The sequence below is a fragment of the Alcaligenes sp. CHO6 genome, assembly GCF_037120595.1.
Lineage (GTDB): Bacteria > Pseudomonadota > Gammaproteobacteria > Burkholderiales > Burkholderiaceae_B > Alcaligenes > Alcaligenes ammonioxydans.
On the sequence record NZ_JBANCI010000001.1, the window covers coordinates 228551 to 254878 of the forward strand.

Here is a 26328-nt window from a genome sequence, read left to right on the forward strand (position 1 = left end):
TGTATTGAGAAGTTTCGGTTCGCAGGCCTAAATGCATCAGTCAGGGGCGTTACGGTCAAACATAAAAGAGCGCTGTCTTTGTCCAGCGCTCTTTTTGCATCCAGCGTGACGATTAAGGCTTACTTCTCTTGGCGCAAGCTGTTCAAGACATTGCGTACGGCCTGAATGCGATTCTTGATTTCTTCACCTTTGGTGATGTCAATCTTCAGTTTGTCCGGGCCGGCGAGTCGAACCTGTTTGTTCTTCTGCACCAGTTCAATAATGCTGACGGCATCTACATTGGGTTTGGAGGAAAACTGAATCGTCGCCTGTGATTCACTGGCATCAATCTTCACAATACCTAAGGGCTCGGCCTTGATGCGCAAACGATGCACGGCCAGCAGGTTCTCGCCGGCCTCCGGCAGCAGGCCGTAGCGGTCGATCAGCTCTTCATGAATGTGGATCAGGTCGTCCTCAGTGCGGGCGTGCGAGAGCGTCTTGTAGTGCCCCAGACGGGCATTGACATCGGGGCAGTAGTTGGCGGGCAGCAGGGCGGAGGTATGCAGATTGACCTCGCATTGCAAGGCGAAGGGCGAATCCAGGTCAGGTTCCTCCCCCGCTTTCAGGGCTTTGACGGCCGTATTGAGCATATCCGCATACATGGAATAGCCTACTTCCTGAATGTCGCCGGACTGGGATTCGCCCAACACTTCCCCCGCACCTCGAATTTCCAGATCGTGCATGGCCAGGAAAAAGCCTGCACCCAGCTCTTCCATGGCTTGAATCGCTTCCAGCCGTTTTTTCGCATTGCTGGTGATGGCGTCCTCACCTGGGGTGAGCAAATAGGCATAGGCCTGGTGGTGGGAGCGGCCAACGCGGCCACGCAACTGGTGCAGCTGTGCCAGACCCAGACGATCGGCACGGTGAATGACGATGGTATTGGCCGTGGGTACATCAATGCCGGTTTCAATAATGGTGGTACATAGCAGTACGTTGTAGCGCTTTTGATAGAAGCCTTTCATGACGGCTTCCAGCTCGCGCTCAGGCATTTGACCATGGGCCACGGCAATGCTGGCTTCCGGGACCAATTCCTCCAACCGGGCACGACGGTTATGGATGGTCTCGACTTCGTTGTGCAGGAAGTAGACCTGACCCCCGCGTTTCAGTTCGCGCAGCAGCGCTTCGCGTATGGTGCTGCCATCTTCACGACGGACAAAGGTTTTGATTGCCAGACGTTTTTGTGGCGCTGTGGCAATCACGGAAAAGTCCCGTATGCCTTCCAGGGACATTCCAAGGGTGCGTGGAATAGGGGTTGCGGTCAGGGTCAGGATATCGACTTCGGCACGTAGCTGCTTCAAGGCCTCTTTCTGGCGCACGCCGAAACGGTGTTCTTCGTCGATGATGACCAGGCCCAGATGCTTGAAGCGCACATCGGGCGACAGGATCTTGTGCGTTCCGATGACAATATCCACACTGCCGTCCTGAAGTCCTGCGATGGCGGCCTGGGTTTGTTTCGTGGAACGAAAGCGGGACAGCTCGGCAACCCGGATGGGCCAGTCGGCAAAGCGATCCGAGAAGGTTTGGGCATGCTGCTCGGCCAACAAGGTGGTCGGGCAGAGCAAGGCTACCTGTTTGCCATTGGCTACCGCCAGGAAGGCAGCGCGCAGCGCAACCTCGGTCTTGCCAAAACCCACATCCCCGCAGACCAGACGATCCATGGGCTGGCCGGACGTCATATCGTTGATGACCGCTTCGATAGCGGCGGCCTGATCCGGGGTTTCTTCAAAACCAAAACCTTCGGAGAAGGCCTGGTAGTCATTGAGGGGCAGCTTGAATTTGAAACCTTCACGGGCGGCTCGCTGGGCGTACAGGGCCAGCAGCTCAGCCGCACTGTCGCGTGCTTGCTTGGCGGCACGACGGCGGGCCTTGTCCCATTGACCCGAGCCCAGTTGATGCAGCGGGGCATGCTCGGGATCGGCGCCGCTGTAGCGGGCGATCACATGCAACTGAGCAACGGGAACATAAAGTGTGCTGCCTTTGGCGTACTCCAGATGCAGAAATTCGACCGGGCCTTCACCCAAATCCATTTCTTTCAGGCCGCAATAGCGGCCAATGCCATGCTCGGCATGGACTACCGGGTCACCTTCACGCAGCTCGGACAAGTCCCGCACCATGGCCTCGACATCGCTGCTGCGTTCGTTGCGGCGGCGGCTGCTTTGCGTGCGTGTCTGGGTAGGGTAGAGATCATTTTCGGTGAGCAGGCTCAGATTGTCATGAATCAGGGCAAAGCCGCGAGACAAGGGCGCAACGACCAAGGCAAAAGCCGCGTCTGACTGCAGAAAATCCGTCAGGTTCTGGCAGTCTGACGCGGGCGTCAGATTGTGCTCGCGCAGCATTTGCAGCAGTGTTTCCCGCCGGCCAGCCGAGTCGGCGCACAAGACGGTGCGATTTCTCGGGTCCAGGACTTCTTGCCGCAGTTGGGCCAGCGGGTCTTTATCCCGTCGGTTGACCGCCACGACGGGCAAGGCTTCAAAGTCCGGGTGAGCAATCGGCTGATTGTCGGCCTGAGCACTCAGGCTCAGACGGCAGAAAGGCTTGATGCCATTGAAAAACTGCTCATCGGACAGAAACAGGCTTTCAGGTGGCAGGATCGGGCGTTCACGGTCGTTCTTCAGGAACGAGAAGCGGCTGTGCGTATCACTTTGGAATCGGGCGATGGCGTTTTGCGCGTCCCCGTGCGTGATCACCAGGCTGCCTTCTGGCACGTAGTCCATCAAGGTCGCCGTTTCTTCAAAGAACAGCGGCAGGTAGTATTCAATGCCCGCAAAGGCAATGCCGTTGCCTACGTCCTTATAGGGCAGGGCGCGCGACGGATCACCCTCAAAGAACTCGCGGAAACGGGCCCGAAACTGGGTGCGCGCTTCTTCGTCCATGGGGAACTCGCGACCGGGTAATAGCTGAATTTCCTTGACCGGATAGAGGCTGCGCTGGGTATCGATATCAAAGCTGCGTATGCTTTCGATCTCGTTGTCGAACAGGTCCAGACGGTAGGGCAGCACGGAACCCATTGGAAACAGGTCAATCAGACCGCCGCGGATGCTGAATTCGCCCGGGGCACTGACTTGGGTCATGTGCGTGTAATTGGCCAGCATCAACTGGGCGCGTAGCTGCGCTTCATCCAGTTCATCACCCTGACGGAAGGAAAAGGTATAGGCCGCCAGAAAAGAAGGTGGCGCCAGCCGATACAGGGCGGTTGTGACCGGGACGGTCAGTACATCGACTTCGTGCATGGTCAAGGCATGCAAGGTGCGCAGGCGCTCTGAGATCAGGTCCTGATGAGGGGAGAAGCTATCGTAGGGCAGCGTTTCCCAGTCCGGCAACTGGCGCACGCGCAGGGCGGGGCCAAACAACAGGATTTCCTCGGCCAGCCTTTGGGCAGTCAAGGGGTCGGCGCAAAGCACCAGAATAGGCGCTTTATGCTGGCGGGCCAGGTCGGCAATCAGGCAGGCATCCCCGGAGCCCGGAGGCATGGGTTGCGTGTAGCGTTGACCAGGACGTAGGGCAGCCAGCACATCTTGGGTGCTGGGCAGGGACAGGGAGTGCTGTTTTTCGGTTTCCATCAGGATTGTCATTATAAAATCACCCACCTATGAAGACTACCTTGATTGCAATTGTTCCAGCTGCCGGCATCGGCTCGCGCGCCCTGGATTCTGCCACGAAGGCACAAGGCTTGCCCAAGCAATACCGTTTGCTGGGCGGGCAGCCCATGTTGCGCCGCTCGGTACAGGCTTTGCTGGCCGATGAACGTATCAGCCAGGTGCGGGTGGCTGTGGCCCCCGGTGACATCTGGGCCGCCGACGCACTGCAAGATTTGCCGCGTACGGTCTGTCTGCCTTGTGGTGGGCAAACGCGGGCTGAAACGGTGCTCAATACCTTGCAGAGCCTGGATAAGGACGAGCAAGCCTGGGTTCTGGTTCATGATGCTGCGCGCCCCGGTTTGCCCAAGCAAGTCCTGGCGCGCCTGATTGATACCTGCTTGCAAGCGCGACGCGGTGGTTTGCTGGCTTTACCCGTTGCTGATACGGTCAAGCGCGCAACCCCCACCGAGCCGGTCGCGGTACAGGAAACGGTGGACAGGGACGGGCTGTGGCTAGCGCAGACTCCCCAGCTGTTTCCCGCCCACGCCTTGCGTGAGGCCTTGCAGGTGGCTAAAGAACAGGGTTTTGCGGTGACGGATGAAGCCAGCGCCATGGAATTGGCGGGTAGCCGACCCTTATTAATCTTGGGTTCGGCGCGGAATTTTAAAGTCACCTGGCCTGAAGATTTTGAACTGATGGAGAAATGGTTATGAGCATGCCGATTCGCGTAGGACAAGGTTTTGATGTGCATGTGCTGTGCGAAGGCCGCCCCTTGATTCTGGGCGGTGTCACCATCCCGCATACGCATGGCTTGATGGGGCATTCGGATGCCGATGCCTTGCTGCATGCCATTACCGATGCCATCCTGGGTGCTGCGGGCCTGGGGGATATTGGCCGCCATTTCCCCGACACCGATCTGAAATACAAGGGTGCCGATAGCCGCGTGCTGCTGCGTCATGCTTATGAACAGGTACGTGCTGCGGGCTGGTTGGTAGGGAATGTGGATGCCACGATTCATGCGCAAAAACCCAAGATCGCTCCCCATGCTGCGGCGATGGTGGCCAATATCGAGGCCGATCTGCAACTGGAACCCGGCAGTGTGAATATCAAGGGTAAAACAAACGAGGCCATTGGCTTTGTGGGGCGCCAGGAAGGGATCGCGGTGACTTCAGTCGCCTTGCTGTATCGAGCCTGATCGGACCTAGGGTTGAAGAAAGCCTTGGGCAAAAAGCAGGCGGCCTTCAACCCAAGGCCCGGTGGGTTCAGGCGTTTTTGGTGTCTTTATCGCCTTGTGTTCCTGGTGCATTACGACTGGCGCGGATGCGGGGCAATTGAATGCGGGCTGTCAGGCCTTCAGAGGGGGCGCTGATAAGCTCAAAGTGCCCACCTACCTGGCCCAAGAGACGTTCCACAATCGCCAATCCCAAACCGGCACCACTGACCCCCGTACGCGCGGATACACCCCGGGAGAAGGGCCGTAGCAGGCGCTGGATGTCGCCTTTGGCAATACCGGCGCCCTGATCCTTGACGGCAATGACCAGAATATTGCCGTGCTGATGGGCAGACAGCTCAATGCGTGCCCGGTCATCTTCGGGACTGCGTCCGTAACGACGGGCGTTTTCGATCAGGTTGGAGACGATACGTTTCAGGTCGTGGGCGCTGATGCGGGCATACAGATTGGGTTCGACGGAGGCCGTCAAAATCCCACCCAGCGATTCGGTATGCGTGCGTTCGCGTTCGTAGACGTCGTTGAGCACGGCCGAAACATCAATGCCATGTTCAGGGACAGCCGTAGCGGGACGGGCATATTCCATCAATTGACCAATACTGTGGTCGATCTGGGCCAGGTCCTCGTCAATGGCGGCGCGTGTTTCGTCCGATACCTGGCTTAATTCAATTTCCAAACGCATGCGCGCCAGCGGTGTGCGCAAGTCGTGCGAAATACCGGCCAGCATGATTTCCCTATCCGCCTCTGTCTGGCGGATGTCCCGAGCCATGCGGTTAAACGCGATATTCATGTCGCGGATTTCAACTGGGCCTTTTTCAGGAAGCGTGCTGGGAGTCTCGCCACGGGCCAGTTGCTGGGCCACCTTGGCCAACTGGGCCAAAGGCCGGTTCACGAAACGCACACTGACCGCGGCACCGATCAAGGCCAGCAACAGGGCGGTGGCACCCCAGCCTAGCCACTCCACGCCGGCAGTCAGGCTTAACTGTTCGCGGTCAAAAACCAGCCAATACTGGTCTTCATTGATATCAAAGGAAACCCAGATGCCTGGCACGCTGTTGACCGACCACATGATCAGGGTCTGGCTGCCCAGTGCGCCACGCACTTCGGTAGAGACGTGCTGCCAGTAATTGGAGCGTGGCAAGGGTTCAAGTTCGTCGGTGTTCTCGCGTGGCTGGACGCGCAGACTTTCCTTGGTGGCCAGATCCAGCAGCAGGGCGGGGCGTACCGCCGGGGGCGCGTACACCAGAGCCGAGCGGGTGATGCTGACAATGGATGCCACGCGCTGCGCCATTTGGGCAGCACGCGGTCCTTCTTCCATACTGAAGAATACTTGCAGCCAGGCACCCAGGCTGACGAGCATTAACGCGGCAAGCAATAAAAAAGACCGGCTGAATAAACCTAGCCGGATACTCGAGTTTTTTCTTGCTCGGCGTTGGGCGGCCGTGGTGGGCCGCCCCTCTTGCTGACCGGAAGACAAGGTCAGTTACCGCCGTCTGGAACGAACACGTAGCCCAGGCCCCACACCGTTTGGATAAACACGGGTTTGGAGGCATTGGGTTCGATCAGCTTGCGCAGACGCGAAATCTGCACGTCAAGGCTGCGGTCAAAGGCTTCATATTCGCGACCACGAGCCAGCTCCATCAGTTTGTCGCGTGACAGGGGGATCTTGGGATGGCGGGCAAACACCTTCAGCACCGAGAACTCGCCCGTGGTGATCGGGACAACTTCGTTGTTGCGGGTCAGTGTGCGTGTGGACAGGTTCAGCACATACGGGCCGAACTCGATCGATTCATTTTCCTGACTAGGTGCGCCGGGGTGTTCCTCGGTACCACGGCGTCGCAAGATAGCGTTGACACGGGCCAGCAATTCGCGGGGGTTGAACGGTTTGATGAGGTAGTCATCAGCACCCATCTCAAGGCCCACGATGCGGTCGATTTCCTCGGCCTTGGCCGTGAGCATGATGATTGGAGTATTGTCGTGTCCGCCGCGCAGCCGACGACAGATGGACAGGCCATCTTCGCCGGGCAGCATCAGATCCAATACCAGCAGATCGAAATGCTCGCGTTGCCAGAGTTTGGCCATTTCTTTACCGTCTTCGGCAACGAAGACGTTGAACCCTTGTTCAGACAGATAGCGGCGCAACAAATCGCGCAAGCGTGGATCGTCGTCAACGACAAGGATTTTGCGGGTGAGGGGGGGGGTCGGCGTATTCATAGCGAAAATGTAACAGGCATCAGAAAGCGCGTATAGGGGGGTGTAGAAAAATATTACACATTAAGTGTTTTGTACTATTTATGCGCCTTGTGGCAGGTTTGGCACATTCTTCGGCGAGATTGTACGGCAGCAAATAGTCTCATTGGTCGTTTTGGCTCTGGTCTATAAAACGCCCGTCCGCCAAACAAGTTGTCCCGGACTGCTTCGAACCGGGCTTTGTCCTTGCCCGTGTATTCAGAGCCGCCTATTTTCAGTCCGCTTAAACTAAAATAGCGTGATGGATGCACATATTCTTGCCCTGGAGACTTCCTCCAATCTCTGTGAACTGACCTTGTTGTCTCGCACACCTGCGGGTATCTCGCTTGTGGGGCTGAGCCACGAGGGCAGTGGTGATCATGCTGAACGGCTTTTGCCGATGGCCGAGCAGTTGCTGGAGCAGGCCGGCCTTGACCGGCAGGCCTTAAGTGCCATTGCGTTCGGGCAGGGTCCGGGCGGTTTTACCGGTCTGCGCGTGGCTTGCGGCGTCGCTCAGGGCATGGCCTTTGCGCTGGGTCTGCCCGTCTTGCCCGTGTCTTCTCTCCTGGCGGCGGCCGCCAGTGGTTCACCGGTCGAAAATACAGCCTATGTGGTGGCGCAGGATGCGCGCATGCAGGAGGTGTATGCAGCCGTCTACAGTTGGTCGGCTCAGACGGCCTGGACTGTGCAGCAAAGCCCGGTGTTGCTGGATGCCGCCCAGCTTACTGATTGGATTGCCCGTTTGCAGGCCGAGGGCGTGATTGCGAGACACCAGCAGATTCTGGTGGTGGGAGATGCCTTGCAGCAGTTCCCCGATCTGACATCGGCTGTACGGGCGCACGATTGGCAGGTCGGGCCGGCATGGCGCGCGACAAGCGCCAGTGTTGCACGCCTGGCCTTGCATGATCTGGACCAGGGGAAGGGTATTGCTCCTGATCTGGCCATGCCGTTGTATGTGCGCGAAAAAGTCGCCTACACCATTTCGGAGCGCGAGCAGGGCTTGGGCGGCAACCCGGCCGCTTTGGATCAGCCCTGGCAAATTGAAGCCATGCAGCCCGGGCATGTGTCGGCCGTGCTGGATATAGAACGGCGCGTGGAAAGCCACCCCTGGACGGCGGGCAACGTGACGGATGCCTTGGGTAACACAGCGTATTGCTGCCGGATTATCCATAAGCAGGGGCAGGTACAGGGCTATGCTATTTGGCTGCAGGCCCCGGACATGATCGAGCTGTTGCTGATCGGGGTCGCTCCTGAGCAGCAGCGGCAAGGTCTGGCGCGCCAGTTGCTCGATGACGGTCTCCAATGGGCACGACAGCGCGCAGTGGAGCGGCTCGTTCTGGAAGTGCGGGCCTCAAATGCAGCAGCAATCGGTTTGTATGAGAAGTATGGTTTCAAGCCCGATGGCGTGCGTAAAAACTATTACCCTTTCAAAGAAGGCGTGCGGGAAGACGCGGTCTTGATGAGCTTGAGCCTGGCCGATAAGGCAGAGGCATGATCGACTTTCAGCCTATCTCCCCCTTACAGCGTAGCTGGCTGTTGGAGCTGGGGCTGGAGCGCGCCTTTCTGGCCCGTTTGCCCCAGGCCCAGCCTGCCGTTCAAGCGCTAGCACCTGCGCCGCCAGTCGGGACGTCGGCTGCGGCCCCCGCACTTGAGCGGGCGGTTCCACCTGCTGACCGCCCTGTGCCGGTGGCCGCTGTTTCCGGCGCAGCCAGCGATGCGCTGTCAGCGCGTGATCAGGCTTTGGCGGTATTGCGTAAATCGGGGGCCCGACCAGCGTCTCCCGTGCCAGTCGAAGAGGTGGTTCAGCGCCCTGCCGTGCTGATTCAGCCCGAGAAGGCGCGGGATATGGCCAGCTTGTTGGAGCAGGCACAGGCATGCCAGGAGTGTGGCCTGCATACTGGTCGTGCGCAGGTCGTCTTTGGGTCAGAGCTGGTGGCCGAACCCGACTGGATGATTGTGGGCGAAGCACCAGGGACCAGCGATGATCGTAGCGCACAGCCTTTTGATGGCAAGGCAGGGCTGTTGTTGCAGGCCATGCTCAACAGCGCCATTCCTAACGCCTCGATTTATAAAGCGCATTTGGTCAAGTGCCGCCCACTGGGAAATCGTCCTCCCGCCCCGGAGGAGCTGGCTGCATGTCGGGCCTTTCTGGATGCGCAGATTCGTCTGGTGCAGCCGCGACGTTTGCTGGCGGTCGGTCATGTGGCCGCAATGGCGCTTAGTGGTTGCGAGCAGGATCTGGAAACTTTGCGCGGTCAGGTCCTGAGTTACACCGACACGCTGGGCCGTAGCGTGCCTTTGGTGGTGACTTACCATCCTGCTTCGCTCTTGCTGCGCCCGCAGCACAAGGCCAACGCCTGGCGGGATCTGTCCTTGTTACGGCAGTTGCAGGCTCAGCCCTGAGCGGGTCGCCGCCACGCAGCGGCAGGCCCAGGGCGCTCTGCCTGTACCTCTTTATTTTGCCGTCAGGGCTTGGCCATGACCTTCCTGTCCAATGCAGGCTTCCAGCTCAGGATGTTCACGCAGATTAGCGTTTTTCCACATGATAAAGACGGTCATCAGGGATGCCACCAGCAGGCCAAAAAACACAATGATGTAATTGATCGGCAAGCGCAGCCATAGCAGCAGGCTGTATAGCGCCAGCATGAACAGAATATTGAGCTGTTCGTTGAAATTCTGGACCGCAATCGAGTGGCCTGCCGAGAGCATGACGTGACCACGATGTTGCAACAGCGCATTCATGGGTACCACGAAAAAGCCCGATAGACCGCCAATAGCCATCAGCAGGGTATAGACAGCCCATTTTTCGTGGACCAGCGGCATGAGCAACACGACAAAGCCCATCGCCACGCCCACGGGCAGGACTGCCAGCGATTTTTTCAAGGGAACCCGAGCGGCAAAAATCGCGCCAAAGACGGTTCCCAATGCCGCCACCCCCATCAGAACCGAAGCCTGATCCAGGCGGTAGCCCAGATGCTGTGCCCCCCACTCGATCACAATGAATTGCAAGGTTGCGCCAGCGCCCCAGAACAAGGTGGTGACCGCCAGCGAAATCTGGCCCAGCTTGTCACGCCACAGAATTTGTACATAGGTACGAAATTCCTTGAGCAGCAGGACGGGATTTTTCTGTTGTGGTGGATAGTGGATATTGGTGCGGGGAATGAGCAAATTGCACAGGGCTGCCGCCAGGTAAATCAGGGAAATAAGCAGGATGGCAACTTCGGCACGAGTCTGCGCCAGGGAGGCAATCAACGGGTGTTCGGCCAGGGCGCCTGCAATGGAAGGATTGATCAGGATGCCGCCTAGTACGGTGCCTGCGATAATGGATAGGACTGTCAGGCCTTCGATCCAGCTGTTGCCTTTGACCAGTTGTTCAGGCTTGAGCATTTCGGTCACGATGCCATACTTGGCTGGTGAGTAGGCGGCCGCTCCCACGCCAACCAGGGTGTAGGACACAAAGACCAGCACCAGTTGCTGGGAGTCGCTCATTCCAAAGTACTGATGGCAGAACATCAGCATGCACCCTATCAGCTTGATGGCGTTGGTGGCGAACATGACCCGGCCTTTGGGATACGAGTCGGCAAAGGCTCCCACAAACGCGGCCAATAGCACATAGGACAGCGCAAACCACCATTTCATCATGGGGACCATCCAGATTGGCCCGTGAAGGTCTGCGATCAGGGCGATGGCGGCAATCAACAAGGCATTGTCGGCAACTGACGACAATGCCTGCGCGGCCATGACCAGATAAAATCCTTTATTCAAAATACATCCCGAATGCGTGTGCGCCAAACTGCGGTCGCCGGACCACGGGCACGAATCAAAGCCAGGTATCAGACAGAACAAGCTTGCCGTGGGCTGCTCGCCCTGAGTTTCTTGACAAAGCCTGAGCCGGTGCGAAATTTACGAACAGAGATGGGGAGCAAGAATAACAGGGACTGCGGGGGCAGTGGTATTAGAAAATTCATTGCGCCTGTCTCTATGCTCGAATTTTCATACCGGGCCGATACGGGCAAAGCGCCATTGCAAGAGCTCGGCCTGCAGCGTCTGGCTGCTTGAACGGGCAGGGTAAACCGGTCTTGACGGCAGTAATTAGTTTACTGCCTTATCACCTCGCTGATCCTGCGGTGGTTTTCATTTGTTTTTTCCGTGTCTTTGCTGTGGGCGGCAGGTGCTGCGGTATCATACGACTCGCAATGCCAGGCAGATCGAAATGCGCCTGTGCGCTTGTTCAAAAGTGGTCTTTTCTGAGCTGATTTCTACCCTGTGCGTTTAACCCAGATCAAACTAGCCGGTTTCAAATCCTTTGTGGACCCGACTTCCATTCCAACTCCCAGTCAGTTGGTCGGGGTGGTCGGGCCCAACGGCTGTGGAAAATCCAATATCATCGACGCGGTGCGTTGGGTGCTGGGCGAGAGCAAAGCGTCAGAACTGCGTGGCGAGTCCATGCAGGACGTGATTTTCAATGGCTCCTCGCAACGCAAACCGGCTGGGCGAGCTTCGGTTGAGCTGGTTTTCGATAATTCCGAAGGGCGCGCCTCGGGCCAGTGGAGCACCTATGCCGAAATCTCGGTACGGCGTGTTCTGAGCCGGGACGGCACCAGCAGCTATTTTTTGAATAATCAAGCCGTTCGCCGGCGTGACATTCATGACATCTTTTTGGGTACTGGGCTGGGCGCGCGGGGTTACGCGATCATTGGGCAGGGGATGATTAACCGCCTGATTGAAGCCAAGCCCGAAGAGCTGCGTGTATTTCTGGAAGAAGCGGCGGGCGTGTCGCGCTACAAGGAGCGCCGTCGCGAAACGGAAAGCCGTTTGCGCGACACTCGTGAAAATCTGCTGCGTGTTGAGGATATTCAGCGGGAGCTGGATGCGCAGTTGGAAAAACTGCAGGCCCAGGCGGAAGTGGCCCGTCAATATCGCGATCTGCAGCAAGACGGTGAACTCAAGCAAAATGTATTGTGGCTCTTGAAAGAGTCCAACGCGCAGAGCGATCAGAAAGCCCGATTTCTGGCCATTGAGCAGGCTCAGACCAAGTTGGAACAATCCATTGCCGGTTTGCGCCATGCCGAAGCGACCCTGGAGTCGCAACGACAGGCTCATTTGCAGGCGGGCGACGCCTTGCATCTGGCGCAAAGCCAGCTTTACGAAGCGGGTTCCCAAGTGTCCAGCCTGGAGGCGGAAATCCGTCATGTGCTCGATTCGCGCAGCCGCATGGCTCAACGTCGTGAACAGCTGGAGCAACAGCAGCATGACTGGATCGAGCAGCAGGAGCACTGTCAGCAGGAGTTGGAAAACAGCGAGCAGCAGCGCGAAGAAGCAGCGGTAAAGCTGGAAGAGCTGCAGATTCTGCTGGAAGAGGCTCAAGCCGCCTTGCCCGAACTGGAACAGCATGTACGCGAGCAGGCTCAGCGTCGTGACGAAATGCGTATGGTCCTGGCTCGTCTGGAACAAAACCTGGCGCTGGCGGCACAATCCCAACGCGATGCCGACCGGCAGATTCAGGGGCTGGAGCAGCGTCAGGAACGCCTCAGGCAAGAGCTGCGCGAACTCAATGCCCCGGACCCGGACAATCTGGAGCGTTTGCAAGGTGATCTGAACATGCTGCAGAACCAGCTGCAGCAGGCCCAGGAACACATGCAGCATCTGGAGGCTCAGTTGCCCCGGCTTGAAGAAGAGCGCAAGCAAGCCCAGCAACAGGCCTTGCAAGGCGGGCAGGATATGGCTCGTCTGGAGGCACGCCATCTGGCCCTGAGCCGTCTGCAGGAGGATGTGGCTCGCAAGGGAACGTTGGAGCCCTGGCTGGCCAAGCATGGGCTGGAGAGCATGAAGCGGCTCTGGCAAAGCCTGGACGTGGAAAAAGGTTGGGAAACGGCGCTGGAATCGGTCCTGCGCGAGCGCATGACGGCGTTGGAGCTGCGTCGGCTGGATATGGCCGCAGCGTTTGCCAGTGATGCCCCTCCGGCCCGTTTAAGTTTTTATCAGTTGCCTGAGGCGGGGGTGTCAGGCAAGGCGGGCTTGGACCTGCCCTTGTTGAGCTCGGTTTTGCGGCAGCAGGACGGCGGTTTACGCAGTTTGCTGGACAACTGGTTACAGCAGATTTATGTCTGCCCAGATTTGAAGCAGGCCTTGAGCTTGCGTGAGCAATTGACGGATCAAATGGCCATCGTGGTGCGGGATGGCCATGTGGTGGATCGCTACAGCATTCGCTTTTATGCCCCCGACTCTGAGCAGGCGGGTATGTTGGCGCGCCAGCAGGAGATTGCTCATCTGGAGCGTGAGCTGCGTGGTGCCCAACTGATTGTGGATGAGCTTGGGCATGCCAGCACCCAGGCCGAAATGGCTTTGCAGCAGGTTCGCAATGGTTTGGTTCCCGCCCGGGCCCGTGTCGGTGAGCTGACGGCCCGCATGCACGATGTGCAACTGGAGTATTCCAAGCTGGCGCAACAAGCTCAGCAATCGCAGGAGCGAGGTTCTCGAATCAACGAGGAGCTGGAGGAGTTGGCGGTACAGCGTGAAGAGCTGCAGGCGAACCGTGAGGAATTCGAGGCCCGTTTTGAAGCCTTGGACGAAGAACTGGCCGAGCATCAGGGGGCGTTTGCCCAGGCGCAGATGGATGGCGAGCAGGGCGCGGAGCTGGCCGAGCAGGCCCGGCGTACGGTGCATGAGCGTGAACGCGCGGTACAGGACGCCCAGTTTGCCGAGCGCGCCTTGGTGCAGCGTATGGCCGAGTTGGAGCGCAATCTGGCCCTGGCGCAGGAGCAGGCACAGCGCACTGTCGGTCAGTTGGAGGGCTTGCAAGGCGAGCTGCTGGATCTGGATGCTTCTGCCGCACAAGCCGGGTTGCAGGACGCGCTGGAATTGCGCGCCGAGCGTGAAGAGGCGGTTCGACTGGCAAAAATCCAGCTCGATACGCTGGCTGCTCAATTACGAGAACATGAGCAGGCCCGTGCCGAGCACGAAAAGAATCTGGGCCCCTTGCGTGAGCAGGTCACCGAATTGCAGTTGCAGGAACAAGCCTCGCGCCTGGCGGTCGAGCAGTTTGCAGAACAACTGGACAGCCGAAAGGTAAACCGTTCCGAGCTATGGAGCTTGTTACAGGAAAAAACACCAGAATGGCAACGCGTGGGCTGGCTGCAGTCGGAAGTGCAACGTATTTCACGCCAGATTGAAAGCCTGGGGCCGGTCAACCTGGCCGCCCTTGAAGAGCTGACCACTGCCCAGGAACGCAAGACCTACCTGGATGCGCAGCACAAGGATCTGAGTGATGCCATCGAGACGCTGGAGGACGCCATACGCAAGATCGATCGCGAGACGCGCCAGTTGCTCATGGAAACATTCAACATCGTTAATCAGCACTTTGGCGAGCTTTTCCCACGGCTATTTGGTGGTGGAGAGGCTAAACTGACGATGGTGGGCGACGAAGTGCTGGAAGCGGGGGTCCAAGTGATGGCGCAGCCACCGGGAAAACGCAATAGCACGATTCATTTGCTCTCTGGCGGTGAAAAGGCATTGACCGCGACGGCCTTGGTTTTTGCCTTCTTTAAACTGAATCCCGCGCCATTTTGCTTGCTGGACGAAGTGGATGCGCCGCTGGACGATGCCAATACGGAACGCTATGCCAATCTGGTGGCCAGTATGAGTGATCAAACTCAGTTTTTGTTTATTTCTCACAATAAAATTGCCATGCAGATGGCAAAACAACTGATTGGTGTCACCATGCAAGAACAAGGTGTGTCCCGTATCGTTGCGGTGGATGTGGACGCGGCCATGCAAATGAGCAATGTGTAAGCCTGTTTTTTTTAATCCGGTAGTGTTGATTCGACGGAACTGACAATGAGTGATTTGCAAATCGCACTGATTTTATTGGGCATTTTGCTCATCTTGCTCGTGGTGGTCTTTAACTGGTGGCAAGACCGCCGGGTGCGCCAGCAGATGCAAAGCCAATTCCCGGACGGGGACACCGATCCTCTGATGAGCCAGCTCAGCGAATTGGAGCGGCGCGAGCCCAGCATGGGACGTGGCAGTGATCCTGCCTCTACCGAGGGGGACCATGATCCGTCCGAAGTGGACTGCACCACTGAGGCCGTGATTGACATCAGTTTCAGTCAGCCCGTGGATGCCCAGGATTTGGCCCAGGCCCTACAGGCTGTGTCGCGTACTGGCGCCAAACCAGTGCGTTATTTTGCCGAATGCGAAGGGGGAGGGCACCGTGCCCGTTTGCGTGCGGGCGAATCCTACGCCAGCATGCAGATTGCCGTTTTGCTGGCCAATCGCAGCGGCCCCCTGTCGGCCATTGAGTGGTCGCAGGTCTGGATGGCTGCGCAGGGTCTGGCGCAACAGTTTGACGGCTCGGTAGAGGGTCCTGAGCAGGATGAGGTGCTGCGTCGTGCGGCCGCCCTGGACAATACCTGCGCCGATCTGGACGCGCTGGTCGGCGTGTCGGTGCGTTTGCCTGGGCCCCTGCCGGCCTCGTCCGTCATTCAAATGGTCAAGGACGCGGGCTTCTTGCCGTTTGGCCAGCAGTTGGCCTGGCTGGCCGATTCCGGCCAGCCCCGGTTCACGGCCATGTTTGACGGCGTCCAGCCCAAGGATATTCAGTCCGCCAGCATCGAGCGCATCGACCTGCTGCTGGACTTGCCCAACAGCCCGGCGGACGATCACGCCTTCAGCAGAATGGCAACCGTGGCCCGCGATCTGGCCAGCCGTTTGGATGGTGTGGTGCTCGATGACCAGGGCCGCCCCTTGCCCGAGAGCACGGATCAGAATATTGATGAACAACTACGTACCTTGTACGAGCGTCTGGAGCAAGCAGGCTTCACAGCAGGTCAGGAACGTACAGGCAGGATTTTTTCGTGAGTTTGAAGCGAGTACAGCAGTTACGTGAAGAACTGGCCCAGCATAACTGGGCCTATTACATTCAGGATGCGCCCAGCATTTCGGATGCGCAATATGACGCACTGATGAACGAGCTGCTGGCGCTGGAGGCCGCGCACCCGGAGTGGATTACCCCGGATTCTCCCACGCAGCGCGTGGGCGCGGCTCCCTTGGATGGCTTTGCGACGGTCCAGCATGCCGTTCCCATGCTCTCTTTAGGCAACGCCTTTGAGGATGAGGAAGTCCAGGCATTTGACAAACGGGTTGCCGACACGCTTGTCGAGGCTGGTATGGTGGGCCTGGATCGTCGGGTTGATTATCTGGCGGAATACAAATTTGATGGCCTGGCGATCAGTCTGCGCTATGAGCAAGGCTTGTTGGTGCAGGCATCGACGCGGGGTGATGGCACCACAGGCGAGGACGTCACCAGCAATATTCGCACCGTCAAATCCATTCCCTTGCGTTTGCGTGGCGATGCTGCGCAATTGCCGGCCGTGCTGGAAGTGCGTGGTGAAGTCCTGATGAACCGGGCGGACTTTGAACGTCTGAACGAGAGTCAGCTCAAGCGTGGCGAGAAAGTCTTTGTCAACCCGCGCAATGCCGCGGCAGGCAGCCTGCGCCAATTGGACCCCAAAGTCACGGCGAAAAGGCCTTTGCGTTTTTTTGCCTATGGATGGGGTGAAATCAGCCCCCTGCCACTTACGAATCAGCCGCAAAATACCTTGTTTGCGGACGTGACGGGAGACGGGCTGCCTCGTGATACCCAGTCAGGCATGATGGACTGGCTCGAGAGTCTGGGCTTGCCCCTGAGTCGCGATCGTAAGCTTGTGAAGGGGGTACAGGGCCTGCTGGATTTTTATACCCAGACTCAGGAGCGTCGCTCCGGCCTGCCCTTTGAAATTGATGGTGTGGTTTATAAAGTCAATTCCCTGGCCGCGCAGCGCGTACTGGGTTATGTGGCGCGCGCCCCGCGCTTTGCCGTCGCTCATAAGTTCCCTGCGCAAGAAGAAATGACGCGCGTGGAAAATATTGAGTTTCAGGTCGGCCGCACCGGGGTGGTGACTCCTGTGGCGCGTTTGAAACCGGTTTTCGTGGGCGGGGTTACGGTGACCAATGCCACCTTGCATAACGAAGATGAGGTGCGTCGCAAAGATGTGCGCGCTGGCGATACGGTCGTGGTACGCCGAGCCGGTGACGTGATTCCGGAGGTCGTCGCTGTGGTGCTGGAACAGCGTCCGCAAGACAGTGTACCGTTTGAAATGGTCAAGGAGTGTCCGGCATGCCATTCCGCCCTGGAGCGGCTGGAGGGTGAGTCTGCCTGGCGTTGCACAGGCGGCCTGATTTGCCCCGCTCAACGCAAGCAGACCCTGATTCACGCGGCCAGTCGCAAAGCTCTGGATATTGAAGGCCTGGGGGAAAAACTGGTGGATCAGTTGGTGGAAACCGGACTGGTCCATACCTTGGCCGATATTTTCAAATTGAAGGTCGAGAAGCTTGTCCTGCTCGAGCGTATGGGACGCAAGTCTGCCGAGAATCTGATTGAAGCGATCAACAAGGTGCGGGAGCCAGCCTTGAATCGTCTGATTTACGCCTTGGGTATCCGCCATGTTGGGGAGACGACGGCCCGAGACCTGGCCCAGCATTTTGGCACCTTGCAGGCCTTGGAGCAGGCCGATGAAGAGGCGCTGTTGCAGGTCAATGAAGTTGGCCCTGTCGTAGCTGCTTCTGTACGGCATTTTTTTCAGGAGCCGCATAATCGTGAGGCGCTGGACGCCTTGCTGGCAGCGGGAGTGAGCCCCCAACAGGCGCAGGCTCGCGCAAATAGTGCCAATTTGCCCTTGGCGGGCAAAACGGTTGTCATCACGGGCACATTGCCCAGCATGAGCCGTGATGAGGCGACACGCCGCGTCTTGGAGGCCGGCGGCAAGGCCAGTGGATCGGTCTCCAAAAAGACCACCTTTGTCCTGGCCGGTGCCGAGGCTGGCTCCAAGCTCACCAAGGCACAGGAATTGGGCGTGACCATTCTGGACGAGGCTCAGTTCCTGGCTTTACTGGCTGGGGACTAGGGTCGGGGCAAACGCAGGTAGGCCTCGTGATGCCTTACTCCTTGTTTCAAGCTGGCGGTGATCAGCCCAGGGCAAGCGAGCCTGGACTACAAGTCTGAAAAAGCGCGTGAGCCTCGCTGTGATCAATAACAACGATGGCGCCCTCGAGGCGCCATCGTTGTTTTTCCTGACAGCCGCTTTATCGAGCAGACAAAGCGGTGGTTGAGGCCATTACTTGATGTTGGCTTCTTTCAGGATTTTTTGCTGGTATTCGGCCAGCTTGCGCTGACGCATCATCTCTTCCAGCTGAGGCTTGACTTCCGCCATCGCCGGGAAGGTCACGGGACGGGCATCGTCCACCTGAATGATATGCCAGCCAAACTGAGACTGCACGGGGGCTGCGCTCAGTTCGCCTTTCTTCATTTTTTCTACAGCCTGGGCAAACTCGGGCACGTAGGTGGAGCTTGGTGCCCAGCCCAGATCACCGCCTTGCTGGCCGCTACCGGTATCAATGGAGTCTTTTTTGGCAGCGTCCGCAAAGCTGATTTTCTTGGACTTGATCTTGGCCAGCAAGTCCTTGGCAGCGGCTTCGTCCTTGACCAGAATGTGGCGTACTTTGTATTCCTGCTGACCCTCTTCCATCGCCTTGATGGTGTTGTATTCCTTGGTCAGGTCAGCTTCGGTGACGGGGTTCTTCTTCAGGTAATCCGCCATCAGGGCACGGACCAGAATGCTCTGGCGGGCCAGTTCCAGCTCTTGCTGGACTTGGTTGGTCTTGTCGATACCGGCCTTCTCAGCGGCTTGCACCACGGCCAGGCGGTTGACCATTTCCTGTTTGACCTGCTCACGCAGCTCGGGCGAGTCTTTGGCGCCTTGCTCGACCAGAACGGCGACGAACTGATCCAGGTCTTTTTGCGTGATGTTTTTGCCGTTTACGGTGGCAATCGTCTGTGCATAGACGGGAGCAGCCAGGGCGCAGGTCAAGGCAAATGCGGCAATACGTTTCATGAGCATCCTTAAGCGGTGGGTTTGGCTTGAATAGCCAATGCGTGAATAGGGAAAGGCATTAGATCGTGGACGCGATCATACACAAGTCTGTGTCGTGCCAGTGTTGAAATTCCATCAAATTGTTTCGAGGCGATGATGACCCGAAAGTGGCTGGCACCACCTTGTGCGCCAGCGTGGCCCGCATGCAGGTGGGATTCGTTGATGATGTCCAGCTCCGAAGGCTCCAGGGCCTGGAGGCGTTCGTGAATGAGGGAGGCAAGTGCGTCTGTCATGGCGAAATCAGGATTTTGGGGGAGTGGAGTTGTCCGAGGAGTCTTGCAGGTAGCGACCCAGCCACAAGGATTGGGCAACGACAAACACCAGCATCAAGCCAAGCAGGCCGAAAGCCTTGAAGTTGACCCACTGGGACTCGGTAAAGTGGCCCGAAAAGGCAACGAACAGATTGACCAGTCCCATAGCGACGAAAAAGCTCGCCCAGACCAGGTTTAATTTGTCCCAGACATGGCCTGGCAGTACCAGATGGGTGCCCATGAATTTTTGCATCAGGTTGCGATGCATCAGGTAGCGCCCGCCCAGCAGGACCAGCGCGAAAATCCAGTACAGCACCGTGGGTTTCCAGCGAATGAAGACATCGTTATGGAAAAACAGGGTGGCACCTCCAAAGACCACAATCACGGCCAGATTGATCCAGTGCGAGGTCTCGATGGCCTTGCTGGTGAGCTTGAGCCATACGATTTGCAAAATCGAGGCGGCCATGGCCACACCCGTTGCCACATAGATATCGGAGAAGCGAAAGGCCAGAAAGAACAGAACCAGCGGGAACAGATCGAATAAAAGCTTCTTCATGCGTCAGGTTCAAAGGTCAGGGACAGGGAATTGATGCAGTATCGTAGCCCAGTGGGCGGGGGGCCGTCTTCAAAGACGTGGCCCAAATGCGCGTCGCAGACATTGCATAGCACTTCGGTACGACGCATGCCGTGACTGGTGTCGAGTTCTTCGCGCACATTGTCCGGGTTCAGGGGCGTAAAGTAGCTGGGCCAGCCGCAACCGGCATCAAACTTGGTGTCCGAAGCAAACAGGGGGGTGCCACAACCGACGCAGCGATAGATGCCGGCCGTCGTGGTGTCCCAGTAGCGGCCTGTAAAAGGGCGTTCGGTGCCTTTCTGACGGGTGACATAGAATTCTTCAGGGCTGAGCTGGGCGCGCCACTCAGCCTCGGTTTTATGTGCTTTTTTCACGTGTGCTGCCTTATGAAAAACAGATCAATGCCTACAGGAGGCGCATTCCTACATAGTAATCGACAATTAGAGCGTGTTTGGAACAGAGGGTTCCAAAGTGCAAGGTCTTGCGCTTGCCTGACCAGGAAAACCCCTGTTGGCACCACCTGAACTGTCAGCAATCCGTTTAGTTAGTGCACTATTTAAACTTTTAATATTTAAGGTAAACACCAATATCTGAAATCCGTGTGACTTGATACGTTTCTGGTATGTGCTGTTGATTATCTGTATTACGATTTTTTGACCGTTAATCCGGTCCACAACAATGAACAAATATTGGGAGAAAAGGATGAACTGCATTACTACTGGGCGCCTCACGACATTGGCTGCAGCCCTGGCTTTGAGTCTGCCCGTGGCGGTGTCCGCGCAGATCAAAGTGGGGGTGACGGTGGCTGCAACAGGACCGGCGGCCTCGCTGGGGATTCCTGAGCGCAATACGGTCAGCCTGCTGCCTACCGAAGTGGCCGGACAGAAAGTCGAATACATTGTGCTGGATGATGCCACAGACACTACGGTGGCTGTACGCAATATGCGCAAGCTCATCACCGATGACAAAGTGGACGTGGTGATCGGTACATCCGTGACACCGGGTTCCTTGGCCATGGTGGATGTGGCCGGCGAAACCAAGACTCCCATGATTAGTGTGGCTGCCAACGCCAAGATTGTTGAGCCGGTTGAAGGCGCTCGCACCTGGGTGTTCAAGACGCCTCAGAACGACCAGTTGATGGCGGGCGCCCTGGCCGAGGCCATGGTCAAGCAAAACGTCAAGACCCTCGGGTTTATCGGCTACAACGACGCCTATGGTGATGGTTGGCTGAATGTGATCACCGAGGCCGCCCAGGCCAAAGGCATCAAGGTGCTGGGTGCCGAGCGCTATGGTCGCAATGACACCAGCGTGACCGGACAAGTGCTCAAGCTGCTGGGCACCAAGCCCGATGCCATTTTGATTGCCGGCTCGGGCACGCCGGTTGCCTTGCCCCAGCGCGAGCTCAAGGGCCGTGGCTATGCCGGCATCATTTACCAGACCCACGGGGCAGCCAACAGTGATGTGCTGCGCGTCTGCGGCAAAGACTGTAACGACATGATCTTGCCCGCCGGTCCCTTGCTGGTTGCCGAACAGCTGCCTGACAGCAGCCCGGTTAAAAAGACCGCCATGGAATACAAGGAAAAATATGAGGCCAAGTATGGCGCAGGCTCGATCAACACGTTTGGTGGCCACCTGTGGGATGCCGGTTTGCTGGTGACCGAAGCCATTCCGCAAGCCTTGCAGTCGGGTGCCAAGCCCGGCACCCCCGAGTTCCGCGCCGCCCTGCGTGACGCACTGGAGCAGACCAAGGAACTGGCGGCTTCCCAAGGTGTGTTCAATATGTCGGCCACCGACCACGCCGGTCTGGATAAACGGGCCCACGTCATTGTGAAAGTGGTCGACGGTAAATGGACCTATCAGCCTGATCTGTAATATCTGACAGGCAAAAACCGGCTCAATAGCCGGTTTTTTCCGAGGCGGGTGCTGGAAGGTTCTGGCACCCGTTCCCGCTACAGGCCTGCGTTTGCGTAAGCCCTCCGCCCTTTTTGTTGTACAGGATGTTGTCCGACATGGATACCACCATCGCTTTAATTTTGTTGCAGGATGGCATATTGAATGGTGCCATCTATGCCTTGCTCGGGCTTGCCCTGGTTCTGGTTTTCCTGGTTACCCGCGTCATTTTCATCCCGCAAGGTGAATTCGTCACCTTTGGCGCCTTGACCCTGGCCTTTGTGGTCAATGGCCGCATGCCGGGAACCGTTATTTTGCTGTTGATCGCCGGTGCTCTGGTGTTTTTGCTGGAGCTGCTCTCTGCCTTGCGCAGCCGCAGCCTGAGCGGTATGCCGCGCAAATTCCTGGTCAATATCGTCATTCCCGTAGCGGTTTATTTTGCCGCTCCTGCCATTGTCAGCGCGCAGTTGCCCCTGTGGGTGGCCGTGCTGTTCTCGTTGGCCGTTGTGATCCCGCTGGGACCGATGGTGTATCGACTGGTTTATCAGCCGATTGCCGAGGCCAGCGTGCTGGTGCTGCTGATTACCTCGGTAGCCGTTCACTTTGCCTTGACGGGCCTGGGTCTGGTGTTCTTTGGCCCCGAAGGCTGGCGTACGCCTCCCTTCATGGAAGGTGAAGTGTCCCTGGGGGCGGTGAGCTGGTCGGCGCAGACCTTCTTCGTGATGGGGGCCTGCGTGTTGCTGATCCTGGCCTTGTGGGGTTTTTTTGGCAAGACCCTTTATGGTCGCGCTTTGCGTGCCACGGCCGTCAATCGTCGCGGTGCCCGTCTGGTGGGGATCAGTACCAACATGTCCGGCTCGCTGACCTTCACCCTGGCGGCGGCCATCGGTGCGTTCTCGGGCATGTTGATCGCTCCGGTAACGACCATTTACTACGACACCGGCTTTTTGATCGGTCTCAAGGGCTTTGTGGCCGCGATCTTCGGTGGTCTGATCAGTTATCCCGTTACCCTGTTGGGCGCCTTGTTCCTGGGGGTTCTGGAAGCGTTTTCCTCTTTCTGGGCCAGTGCCTATAAAGAAGTCATTGTATTTACCATGGTGATACCGGTGTTGTTGTGGCGCTCCTTCGGTAGCAAGCACGTGGATGATGAGGAGTAAATCACATGAGACACTTGCTGACGCTATTGTTTATCGCGGTTCTGTTGATTTTGCCGCAGTTGGGCGCAACGCCCGAATTCTGGATTACCCAGCTTAACTACATTGGCTTGACCAGCTTGGTCGTGCTGGGTCTGGTACTGTTGACGGGCGTGGGTGGCCTGACTTCGTTTGGTCAGGCTGCGTTTGTGGGTCTGGGCGCGTACACCACGGCTTATCTGACCGCTCGCCTGGGCTGGTCGCCCTGGTTCAACCTGTTGATTGGCATGGCCATTACCATGATGGTGGCCTACATTCTGGGCGCGATCACCCTGCGCTTGTCCGGCCACTTCCTGCCCCTGTGTACCTTGGCGTGGGGTCTGGCCTTGTACTACCTGTTTGGCAACCTGGAGTTTCTGGGTCAGTACGACGGTATTTCCGGTATTGCTCCTTTGGAGTTCTTCGGTATTTCACTGTCCTCGGGGCGGGATATTTACTACCTGATCTGGGCTTTTGCCTTGCTGGCCATGTGGGGCACACGCAACTTGCTCAATTCCCGTCCTGGACGTGCCATTCGGGCTTTGAAGCATGGCAGCGGCATGGCCGAGTCCTTTGGCGTGAACATGGCCAACTACAAGGTCATTGTGTTCGTTTATGCCGCCTTGCTGGCTTGCGTATCCGGTTGGCTCTATGCCCACTACCAGCGCGCGGTATCGCCCAGCCCCTTTGGCCTGAACTACGGCATTGAGTACCTGTTCATGGCCGTCTTGGGGGGCGCAGGCAGTGTCTGGGGAGCTGTTCTGGGTTCGGCCCTGGTGCTGAGCCTGAAAGATCAATTGCAGAACTGGCTGCCTAAACTGCTCAATACCGACATCAACTTCGAGCTGATCGTCTTCGGTATCCTGATGGTTCTTATTCTGCAGTACGCCCGTGACGGTTTGTGGCCCATCCTGCACAAGGTCTGGGAACAGGTCTTCGGTGCACAGAAGCGCAATCAGGCAGCTCCTCCACAAGCCGAAGCTTTGCCTCAGCGTGAGCGTCCTCAGGCCGGTTCGCTGGTTCTAGAAGTGAACAAGATCCGCAAGGAGTTCGGTGGTCTGGTCGCCGTGAACGACATCAGCTTCACCTTGAATGCTGGTCAGATCATGGGCCTGATCGGTCCTAACGGTGCGGGCAAGAGTACGACCTTTAACCTGATTACCGGCGTGCTGTCGGCCACCAGTGGACAGGTCAGCTTCCTGGGGCAACGCATTGATGGCAAGCCTGCACGCGAGATTTCCCGCCTCGGTGTGGGCCGTACGTTCCAGCATGTGCAATTGCTGCCTACCATGACGGTTCTGGAGAACGTGGCATTGGGCGCTCACTTGCGTCGGAATGTGGGCGTGGTGTCCGCTGTCCTGCATACCGAGCGTCGTAGTGAAGCGGAACTTTTGCATGAAGCGGCGGTGCAACTGCAGCGGGTGGGCCTGGGCGACTACCTGTACGAAGAGGCGGGTAATCTGGCCCTGGGTCAACAGCGTATTTTGGAAATTGCGCGTGCCCTGGCCTCTGATCCGCTGCTTTTGCTGCTGGACGAGCCTGCCGCCGGCCTGCGCTACAAAGAAAAGCAGGAGCTGGCCAAAGTGCTGAGTCAGTTACGCAGTGAAGGCATGAGTATCTTGCTGGTTGAGCATGACATGGACTTTGTCATGAATTTGACGGACAAGCTGGTTGTCATGGATTTTGGCACCAAGCTGGCCGAAGGGTTGCCCAAGGAAATTCAGGAAAATCCAGCCGTGCTGGAAGCCTACCTGGGTGGTATTGATGACGACCTGGATCTGGACCAGGTCAATGAGCCCGCCTCGGCAGGAGCAGCGCTATGAGTTCGGCACAATCGAAAGACATTATCCTGAAAGTAGACAATCTGGCCGCTCAATACGGCAAGGTCACCGCGGTGACGGGGGCCAGCCTGGACGTGCGGGCAGGTAGCATTGTGACGGTGATCGGCGCCAATGGCGCGGGCAAGTCCACCTTGCTCAATTCCATGATGGGCTCTTTGCCCAGCGTGGGACGCAGCACCGGTTCGGTACAGTACGAGGGCCAGGAGATCAGTCATTGGGAAGTGGAGCGTCGCGTGGCGGCCGGTATTTCCCTGGTGCCCGAGCGCCGCGAATTGTTTGGCAGCATGACGGTCGAGGACAATCTTCTGCTGGGCGGCTTTCGTCTGTATCGGGCTCGTCAAGCGGGATGGCGTGACACCATGGACAAGGTCTATACCTTGTTCCCACGCCTGAAAGAGCGTCGTACGCAGCTGGCCGGGACCTTGTCAGGCGGTGAGCGACAAATGCTGGCGGTGGGACGTGCCTTGATGGCACAACCCAAAGTCCTGATGCTCGATGAGCCCAGCCTGGGCTTGGCGCCGCGTGTGGTGCGGGAAATCTTCATGATCATCGCCCGACTGCGTAGTACCGGTGTGGCCATCTTGCTGGTCGAGCAAAATGCGCGTGCCGCTTTGCAAGTGGCTGACTACGGTTATGTTCTGGAGACGGGCGATGTGGTGCTACAAGGGCCCGCGTCTGACCTGGCTCATAATCCCCGAGTGATAGAAAGCTATCTGGGCTTGGGGCAGGGCAAACGCGAGCAGGAAGAGGCGAACGCTTAGAAGCGGTAGCCGACCCCGATGGTGGCAACCACGGGGTCCAGCTTGGCTTTGCCAATGGACTGGCCGTTCAGTTGCACGTCGGGACGGATGCTGATGTAACGCACATCGGCATTCAGGAACCAGTTCTTGTCCAGCTTGTAATCCACGCCGACCTGGGCTGCAAACCCCCAGCTGTTTTTCAGTTTCAGGTCGGAACCGGCCAGCGCACCGCGCGATTCGGTGTCAAAGAACATGGTGTAGTTCACGCCCACGCCGACATAGGGTTGGAAGTCGCTGTCAGGCAGAAAGTGATATTGCAGGCTCAGGGTAGGGGGCAAGTGCTTGGTTTTGCCAATACGTCCCAGATTGCTGTCGATATTGTGCTGGAAGGGGAATGCGCCCAGCAGCTCAACACCAATATTGCGGGTAGCCATGTAGGTCAGCGAGAAGCTGGGGCGGGCGTTGTTGCCCACGTCCAGCTTGACGGTGCCATCTGCAACCGTGCCATTGTTGGATTTGGGGGACACCCAGGTCACGCCACCCTTGAGCAAGAAATCACCCGCTTCATGTGTTTGGCCTTGAGGGGCATACAGAACAGCGGCCAGCCCAGCAGCCAGCAAGGACAGGTGCAGACCGGGAAACAAGTAGCGGGATTTCATAGGAGCTCCGTAGGTGTGTGTAAAGCCTACAGAGTGCATGAGGCCAGAGGGCCCGGACTTGATCCAAAGCAAGCTTCAGAAGTAGTTGACTGCCTGACCTTGTTGTAGATCAAGGAAGCGGAAATCATCTGAGGCCAATTCAAGCCTCGTGTGTTTTT

20 protein-coding genes are annotated in these 26328 nt (G+C 57.7%); 11 read left to right on the forward strand and 9 right to left on the reverse strand.

What is annotated here, in order from left to right; all coding sequences use genetic code 11:
- Positions 1-119 precede the first annotated feature (119 nt).
- Positions 120-3599, reverse strand: a complete 3480-nt coding sequence (gene mfd, locus V6936_RS01055; protein ID WP_039943202.1) for a transcription-repair coupling factor — start codon at positions 3597-3599, stop codon at positions 120-122.
- A gap of 29 nt (positions 3600-3628) precedes the next feature.
- Here mfd and ispD point away from each other — a divergent pair, with 29 nt between their 5' ends.
- Both ispD and ispF read left to right on the forward strand, forming a co-directional pair.
- Positions 3629-4330 (forward strand): 2-C-methyl-D-erythritol 4-phosphate cytidylyltransferase, encoded by a 702-nt coding sequence (ispD, locus tag V6936_RS01060; protein WP_003801028.1) that lies wholly within the window; start codon positions 3629-3631, stop codon positions 4328-4330.
- Entirely contained in the window at positions 4327-4812 is a 486-nt protein-coding gene (ispF, locus tag V6936_RS01065; protein WP_131070743.1) for a 2-C-methyl-D-erythritol 2,4-cyclodiphosphate synthase, read from the forward strand. The genes ispD and ispF overlap by 4 nt, the downstream gene beginning before the upstream one ends.
- Positions 4813-4879: 67 nt before the next feature.
- Here ispF and V6936_RS01070 read toward each other — a convergent pair whose 3' ends face one another.
- Entirely contained in the window at positions 4880-6205 is a 1326-nt protein-coding gene (locus tag V6936_RS01070; protein ID WP_131071839.1) for a sensor histidine kinase, read from the reverse strand.
- Positions 6206-6324: 119 nt separating this feature from the next.
- Positions 6325-7059: an osmolarity response regulator transcription factor OmpR gene (gene ompR, locus V6936_RS01075; RefSeq protein WP_003801024.1), complete on the reverse strand. Its 735-nt coding sequence runs from the start codon at positions 7057-7059 to the stop codon at positions 6325-6327.
- A 277-nt stretch (positions 7060-7336) separates the two neighbouring features.
- On the opposite strand from ompR, the gene tsaB reads away from it, so the two are divergent.
- On the forward strand, positions 7337-8569 hold the full coding sequence (gene tsaB / locus V6936_RS01080; RefSeq protein WP_131070742.1) for a tRNA (adenosine(37)-N6)-threonylcarbamoyltransferase complex dimerization subunit type 1 TsaB: 1233 nt from the start codon (positions 7337-7339) through the stop codon (positions 8567-8569).
- Complete coding sequence (locus V6936_RS01085; protein ID WP_301605905.1) at positions 8566-9477, forward strand: uracil-DNA glycosylase; 912 nt, start codon at positions 8566-8568, stop codon at positions 9475-9477. Before tsaB ends, V6936_RS01085 begins: the two co-directional genes overlap by 4 nt.
- Positions 9478-9528: 51 nt before the next feature.
- Here the strand turns inward: V6936_RS01085 and lplT are convergent, their stop codons facing one another.
- Positions 9529-10839: a lysophospholipid transporter LplT gene (gene lplT, locus V6936_RS01090; protein ID WP_003801020.1), complete on the reverse strand. Its 1311-nt coding sequence runs from the start codon at positions 10837-10839 to the stop codon at positions 9529-9531.
- 501 nt (positions 10840-11340) lie between these two features.
- Here lplT and smc point away from each other — a divergent pair.
- The 3 genes from smc to ligA are packed head-to-tail and all read left to right on the forward strand — an operon-like array spanning position 11341 to position 18017.
- Positions 11341-14865 (forward strand): chromosome segregation protein SMC, encoded by a 3525-nt coding sequence (gene smc, locus V6936_RS01095; RefSeq protein ID WP_301605904.1) that lies wholly within the window; start codon positions 11341-11343, stop codon positions 14863-14865.
- 45 nt (positions 14866-14910) lie between these two features.
- On the forward strand, positions 14911-15933 hold the full coding sequence (locus V6936_RS01100) for a cell division protein ZipA C-terminal FtsZ-binding domain-containing protein (protein ID WP_059318013.1): 1023 nt from the start codon (positions 14911-14913) through the stop codon (positions 15931-15933).
- A complete protein-coding gene (gene ligA, locus V6936_RS01105; protein WP_336579257.1) occupies positions 15930-18017 on the forward strand; it encodes an NAD-dependent DNA ligase LigA in 2088 nt (695 codons plus the stop codon). Before V6936_RS01100 ends, ligA begins: the two co-directional genes overlap by 4 nt.
- 210 nt (positions 18018-18227) lie before the next feature.
- Here ligA and V6936_RS01110 read toward each other — a convergent pair whose 3' ends face one another.
- Genes V6936_RS01110 through msrB form a run of 4 tightly spaced genes read right to left on the reverse strand, consistent with a single transcriptional unit; the run spans position 18228 to position 20242 of the window.
- Entirely contained in the window at positions 18228-19004 is a 777-nt protein-coding gene (locus V6936_RS01110) for a peptidylprolyl isomerase (RefSeq protein ID WP_003801016.1), read from the reverse strand.
- Positions 19005-19012: 8 nt separating this feature from the next.
- Positions 19013-19276 carry a BolA family protein gene (locus V6936_RS01115; protein WP_131070738.1) on the reverse strand — a complete coding sequence of 88 codons (264 nt, stop codon included), beginning with the start codon at positions 19274-19276 and terminating at the stop codon, positions 19013-19015.
- A gap of 7 nt (positions 19277-19283) precedes the next feature.
- Positions 19284-19850 carry a septation protein A gene (locus tag V6936_RS01120; protein WP_003801013.1) on the reverse strand — a complete coding sequence of 189 codons (567 nt, stop codon included), beginning with the start codon at positions 19848-19850 and terminating at the stop codon, positions 19284-19286.
- Positions 19847-20242, reverse strand: coding sequence for a peptide-methionine (R)-S-oxide reductase MsrB (gene msrB / locus V6936_RS01125; RefSeq protein WP_336579259.1), 396 nt, complete (start codon positions 20240-20242; stop codon positions 19847-19849). Before msrB ends, V6936_RS01120 begins: the two co-directional genes overlap by 4 nt.
- 328 nt (positions 20243-20570) lie before the next feature.
- On the opposite strand from msrB, the gene V6936_RS01130 reads away from it, so the two are divergent.
- The 4 genes from V6936_RS01130 (at position 20571) to V6936_RS01145 (ending at position 25532) form a co-directional block, all read left to right on the forward strand.
- The gene (locus V6936_RS01130; RefSeq protein WP_003801010.1) at positions 20571-21740 is read left to right on the forward strand and encodes an ABC transporter substrate-binding protein; all 1170 of its coding nucleotides are present in this window, start codon (positions 20571-20573) and stop codon (positions 21738-21740) included.
- A 137-nt stretch (positions 21741-21877) separates the two neighbouring features.
- Positions 21878-22915, forward strand: a complete 1038-nt coding sequence (locus V6936_RS01135) for a branched-chain amino acid ABC transporter permease (RefSeq protein ID WP_003801008.1) — start codon at positions 21878-21880, stop codon at positions 22913-22915.
- Positions 22916-22920: 5 nt separating this feature from the next.
- Entirely contained in the window at positions 22921-24753 is a 1833-nt protein-coding gene (locus tag V6936_RS01140; protein WP_003801006.1) for a branched-chain amino acid ABC transporter ATP-binding protein/permease, read from the forward strand.
- Positions 24750-25532 carry an ABC transporter ATP-binding protein gene (locus V6936_RS01145; RefSeq protein ID WP_003801003.1) on the forward strand — a complete coding sequence of 261 codons (783 nt, stop codon included), beginning with the start codon at positions 24750-24752 and terminating at the stop codon, positions 25530-25532. Before V6936_RS01140 ends, V6936_RS01145 begins: the two co-directional genes overlap by 4 nt.
- Here the strand turns inward: V6936_RS01145 and V6936_RS01150 are convergent.
- Complete coding sequence (locus V6936_RS01150; RefSeq protein WP_003801001.1) at positions 25529-26170, reverse strand: OmpW/AlkL family protein; 642 nt, start codon at positions 26168-26170, stop codon at positions 25529-25531. The genes V6936_RS01145 and V6936_RS01150 overlap by 4 nt on opposite strands.
- Positions 26171-26328: the final 158 nt, after the last annotated feature.

Coding starts and splice junctions, on each gene's coding strand:
- V6936_RS01110 (WP_003801016.1), bottom strand. CDS start 19,004: ATGAAACGTATTGCCGCATTTGCCTTGACCTGCGCCCTGGCTGCTCCC.
- V6936_RS01120 (WP_003801013.1), bottom strand. CDS start 19,850: ATGAAGAAGCTTTTATTCGATCTGTTCCCGCTGGTTCTGTTCTTTCTG.
- ispF (WP_131070743.1), top strand. CDS start 4,327: ATGAGCATGCCGATTCGCGTAGGACAAGGTTTTGATGTGCATGTGCTG.
- V6936_RS01070 (WP_131071839.1), bottom strand. CDS start 6,205: ATGCTCGTCAGCCTGGGTGCCTGGCTGCAAGTATTCTTCAGTATGGAA.
- V6936_RS01100 (WP_059318013.1), top strand. CDS start 14,911: ATGAGTGATTTGCAAATCGCACTGATTTTATTGGGCATTTTGCTCATC.
- V6936_RS01145 (WP_003801003.1), top strand. CDS start 24,750: ATGAGTTCGGCACAATCGAAAGACATTATCCTGAAAGTAGACAATCTG.
- V6936_RS01115 (WP_131070738.1), bottom strand. CDS start 19,276: ATGACAGACGCACTTGCCTCCCTCATTCACGAACGCCTCCAGGCCCTG.
- V6936_RS01130 (WP_003801010.1), top strand. CDS start 20,571: ATGAACTGCATTACTACTGGGCGCCTCACGACATTGGCTGCAGCCCTG.
- V6936_RS01140 (WP_003801006.1), top strand. CDS start 22,921: ATGAGACACTTGCTGACGCTATTGTTTATCGCGGTTCTGTTGATTTTG.
- ompR (WP_003801024.1), bottom strand. CDS start 7,059: ATGAATACGCCGACCCCCCCCCTCACCCGCAAAATCCTTGTCGTTGAC.
- tsaB (WP_131070742.1), top strand. CDS start 7,337: ATGGATGCACATATTCTTGCCCTGGAGACTTCCTCCAATCTCTGTGAA.
- V6936_RS01135 (WP_003801008.1), top strand. CDS start 21,878: ATGGATACCACCATCGCTTTAATTTTGTTGCAGGATGGCATATTGAAT.
- V6936_RS01085 (WP_301605905.1), top strand. CDS start 8,566: ATGATCGACTTTCAGCCTATCTCCCCCTTACAGCGTAGCTGGCTGTTG.
- mfd (WP_039943202.1), bottom strand. CDS start 3,599: ATGGAAACCGAAAAACAGCACTCCCTGTCCCTGCCCAGCACCCAAGAT.
- V6936_RS01150 (WP_003801001.1), bottom strand. CDS start 26,170: ATGAAATCCCGCTACTTGTTTCCCGGTCTGCACCTGTCCTTGCTGGCT.
- ispD (WP_003801028.1), top strand. CDS start 3,629: ATGAAGACTACCTTGATTGCAATTGTTCCAGCTGCCGGCATCGGCTCG.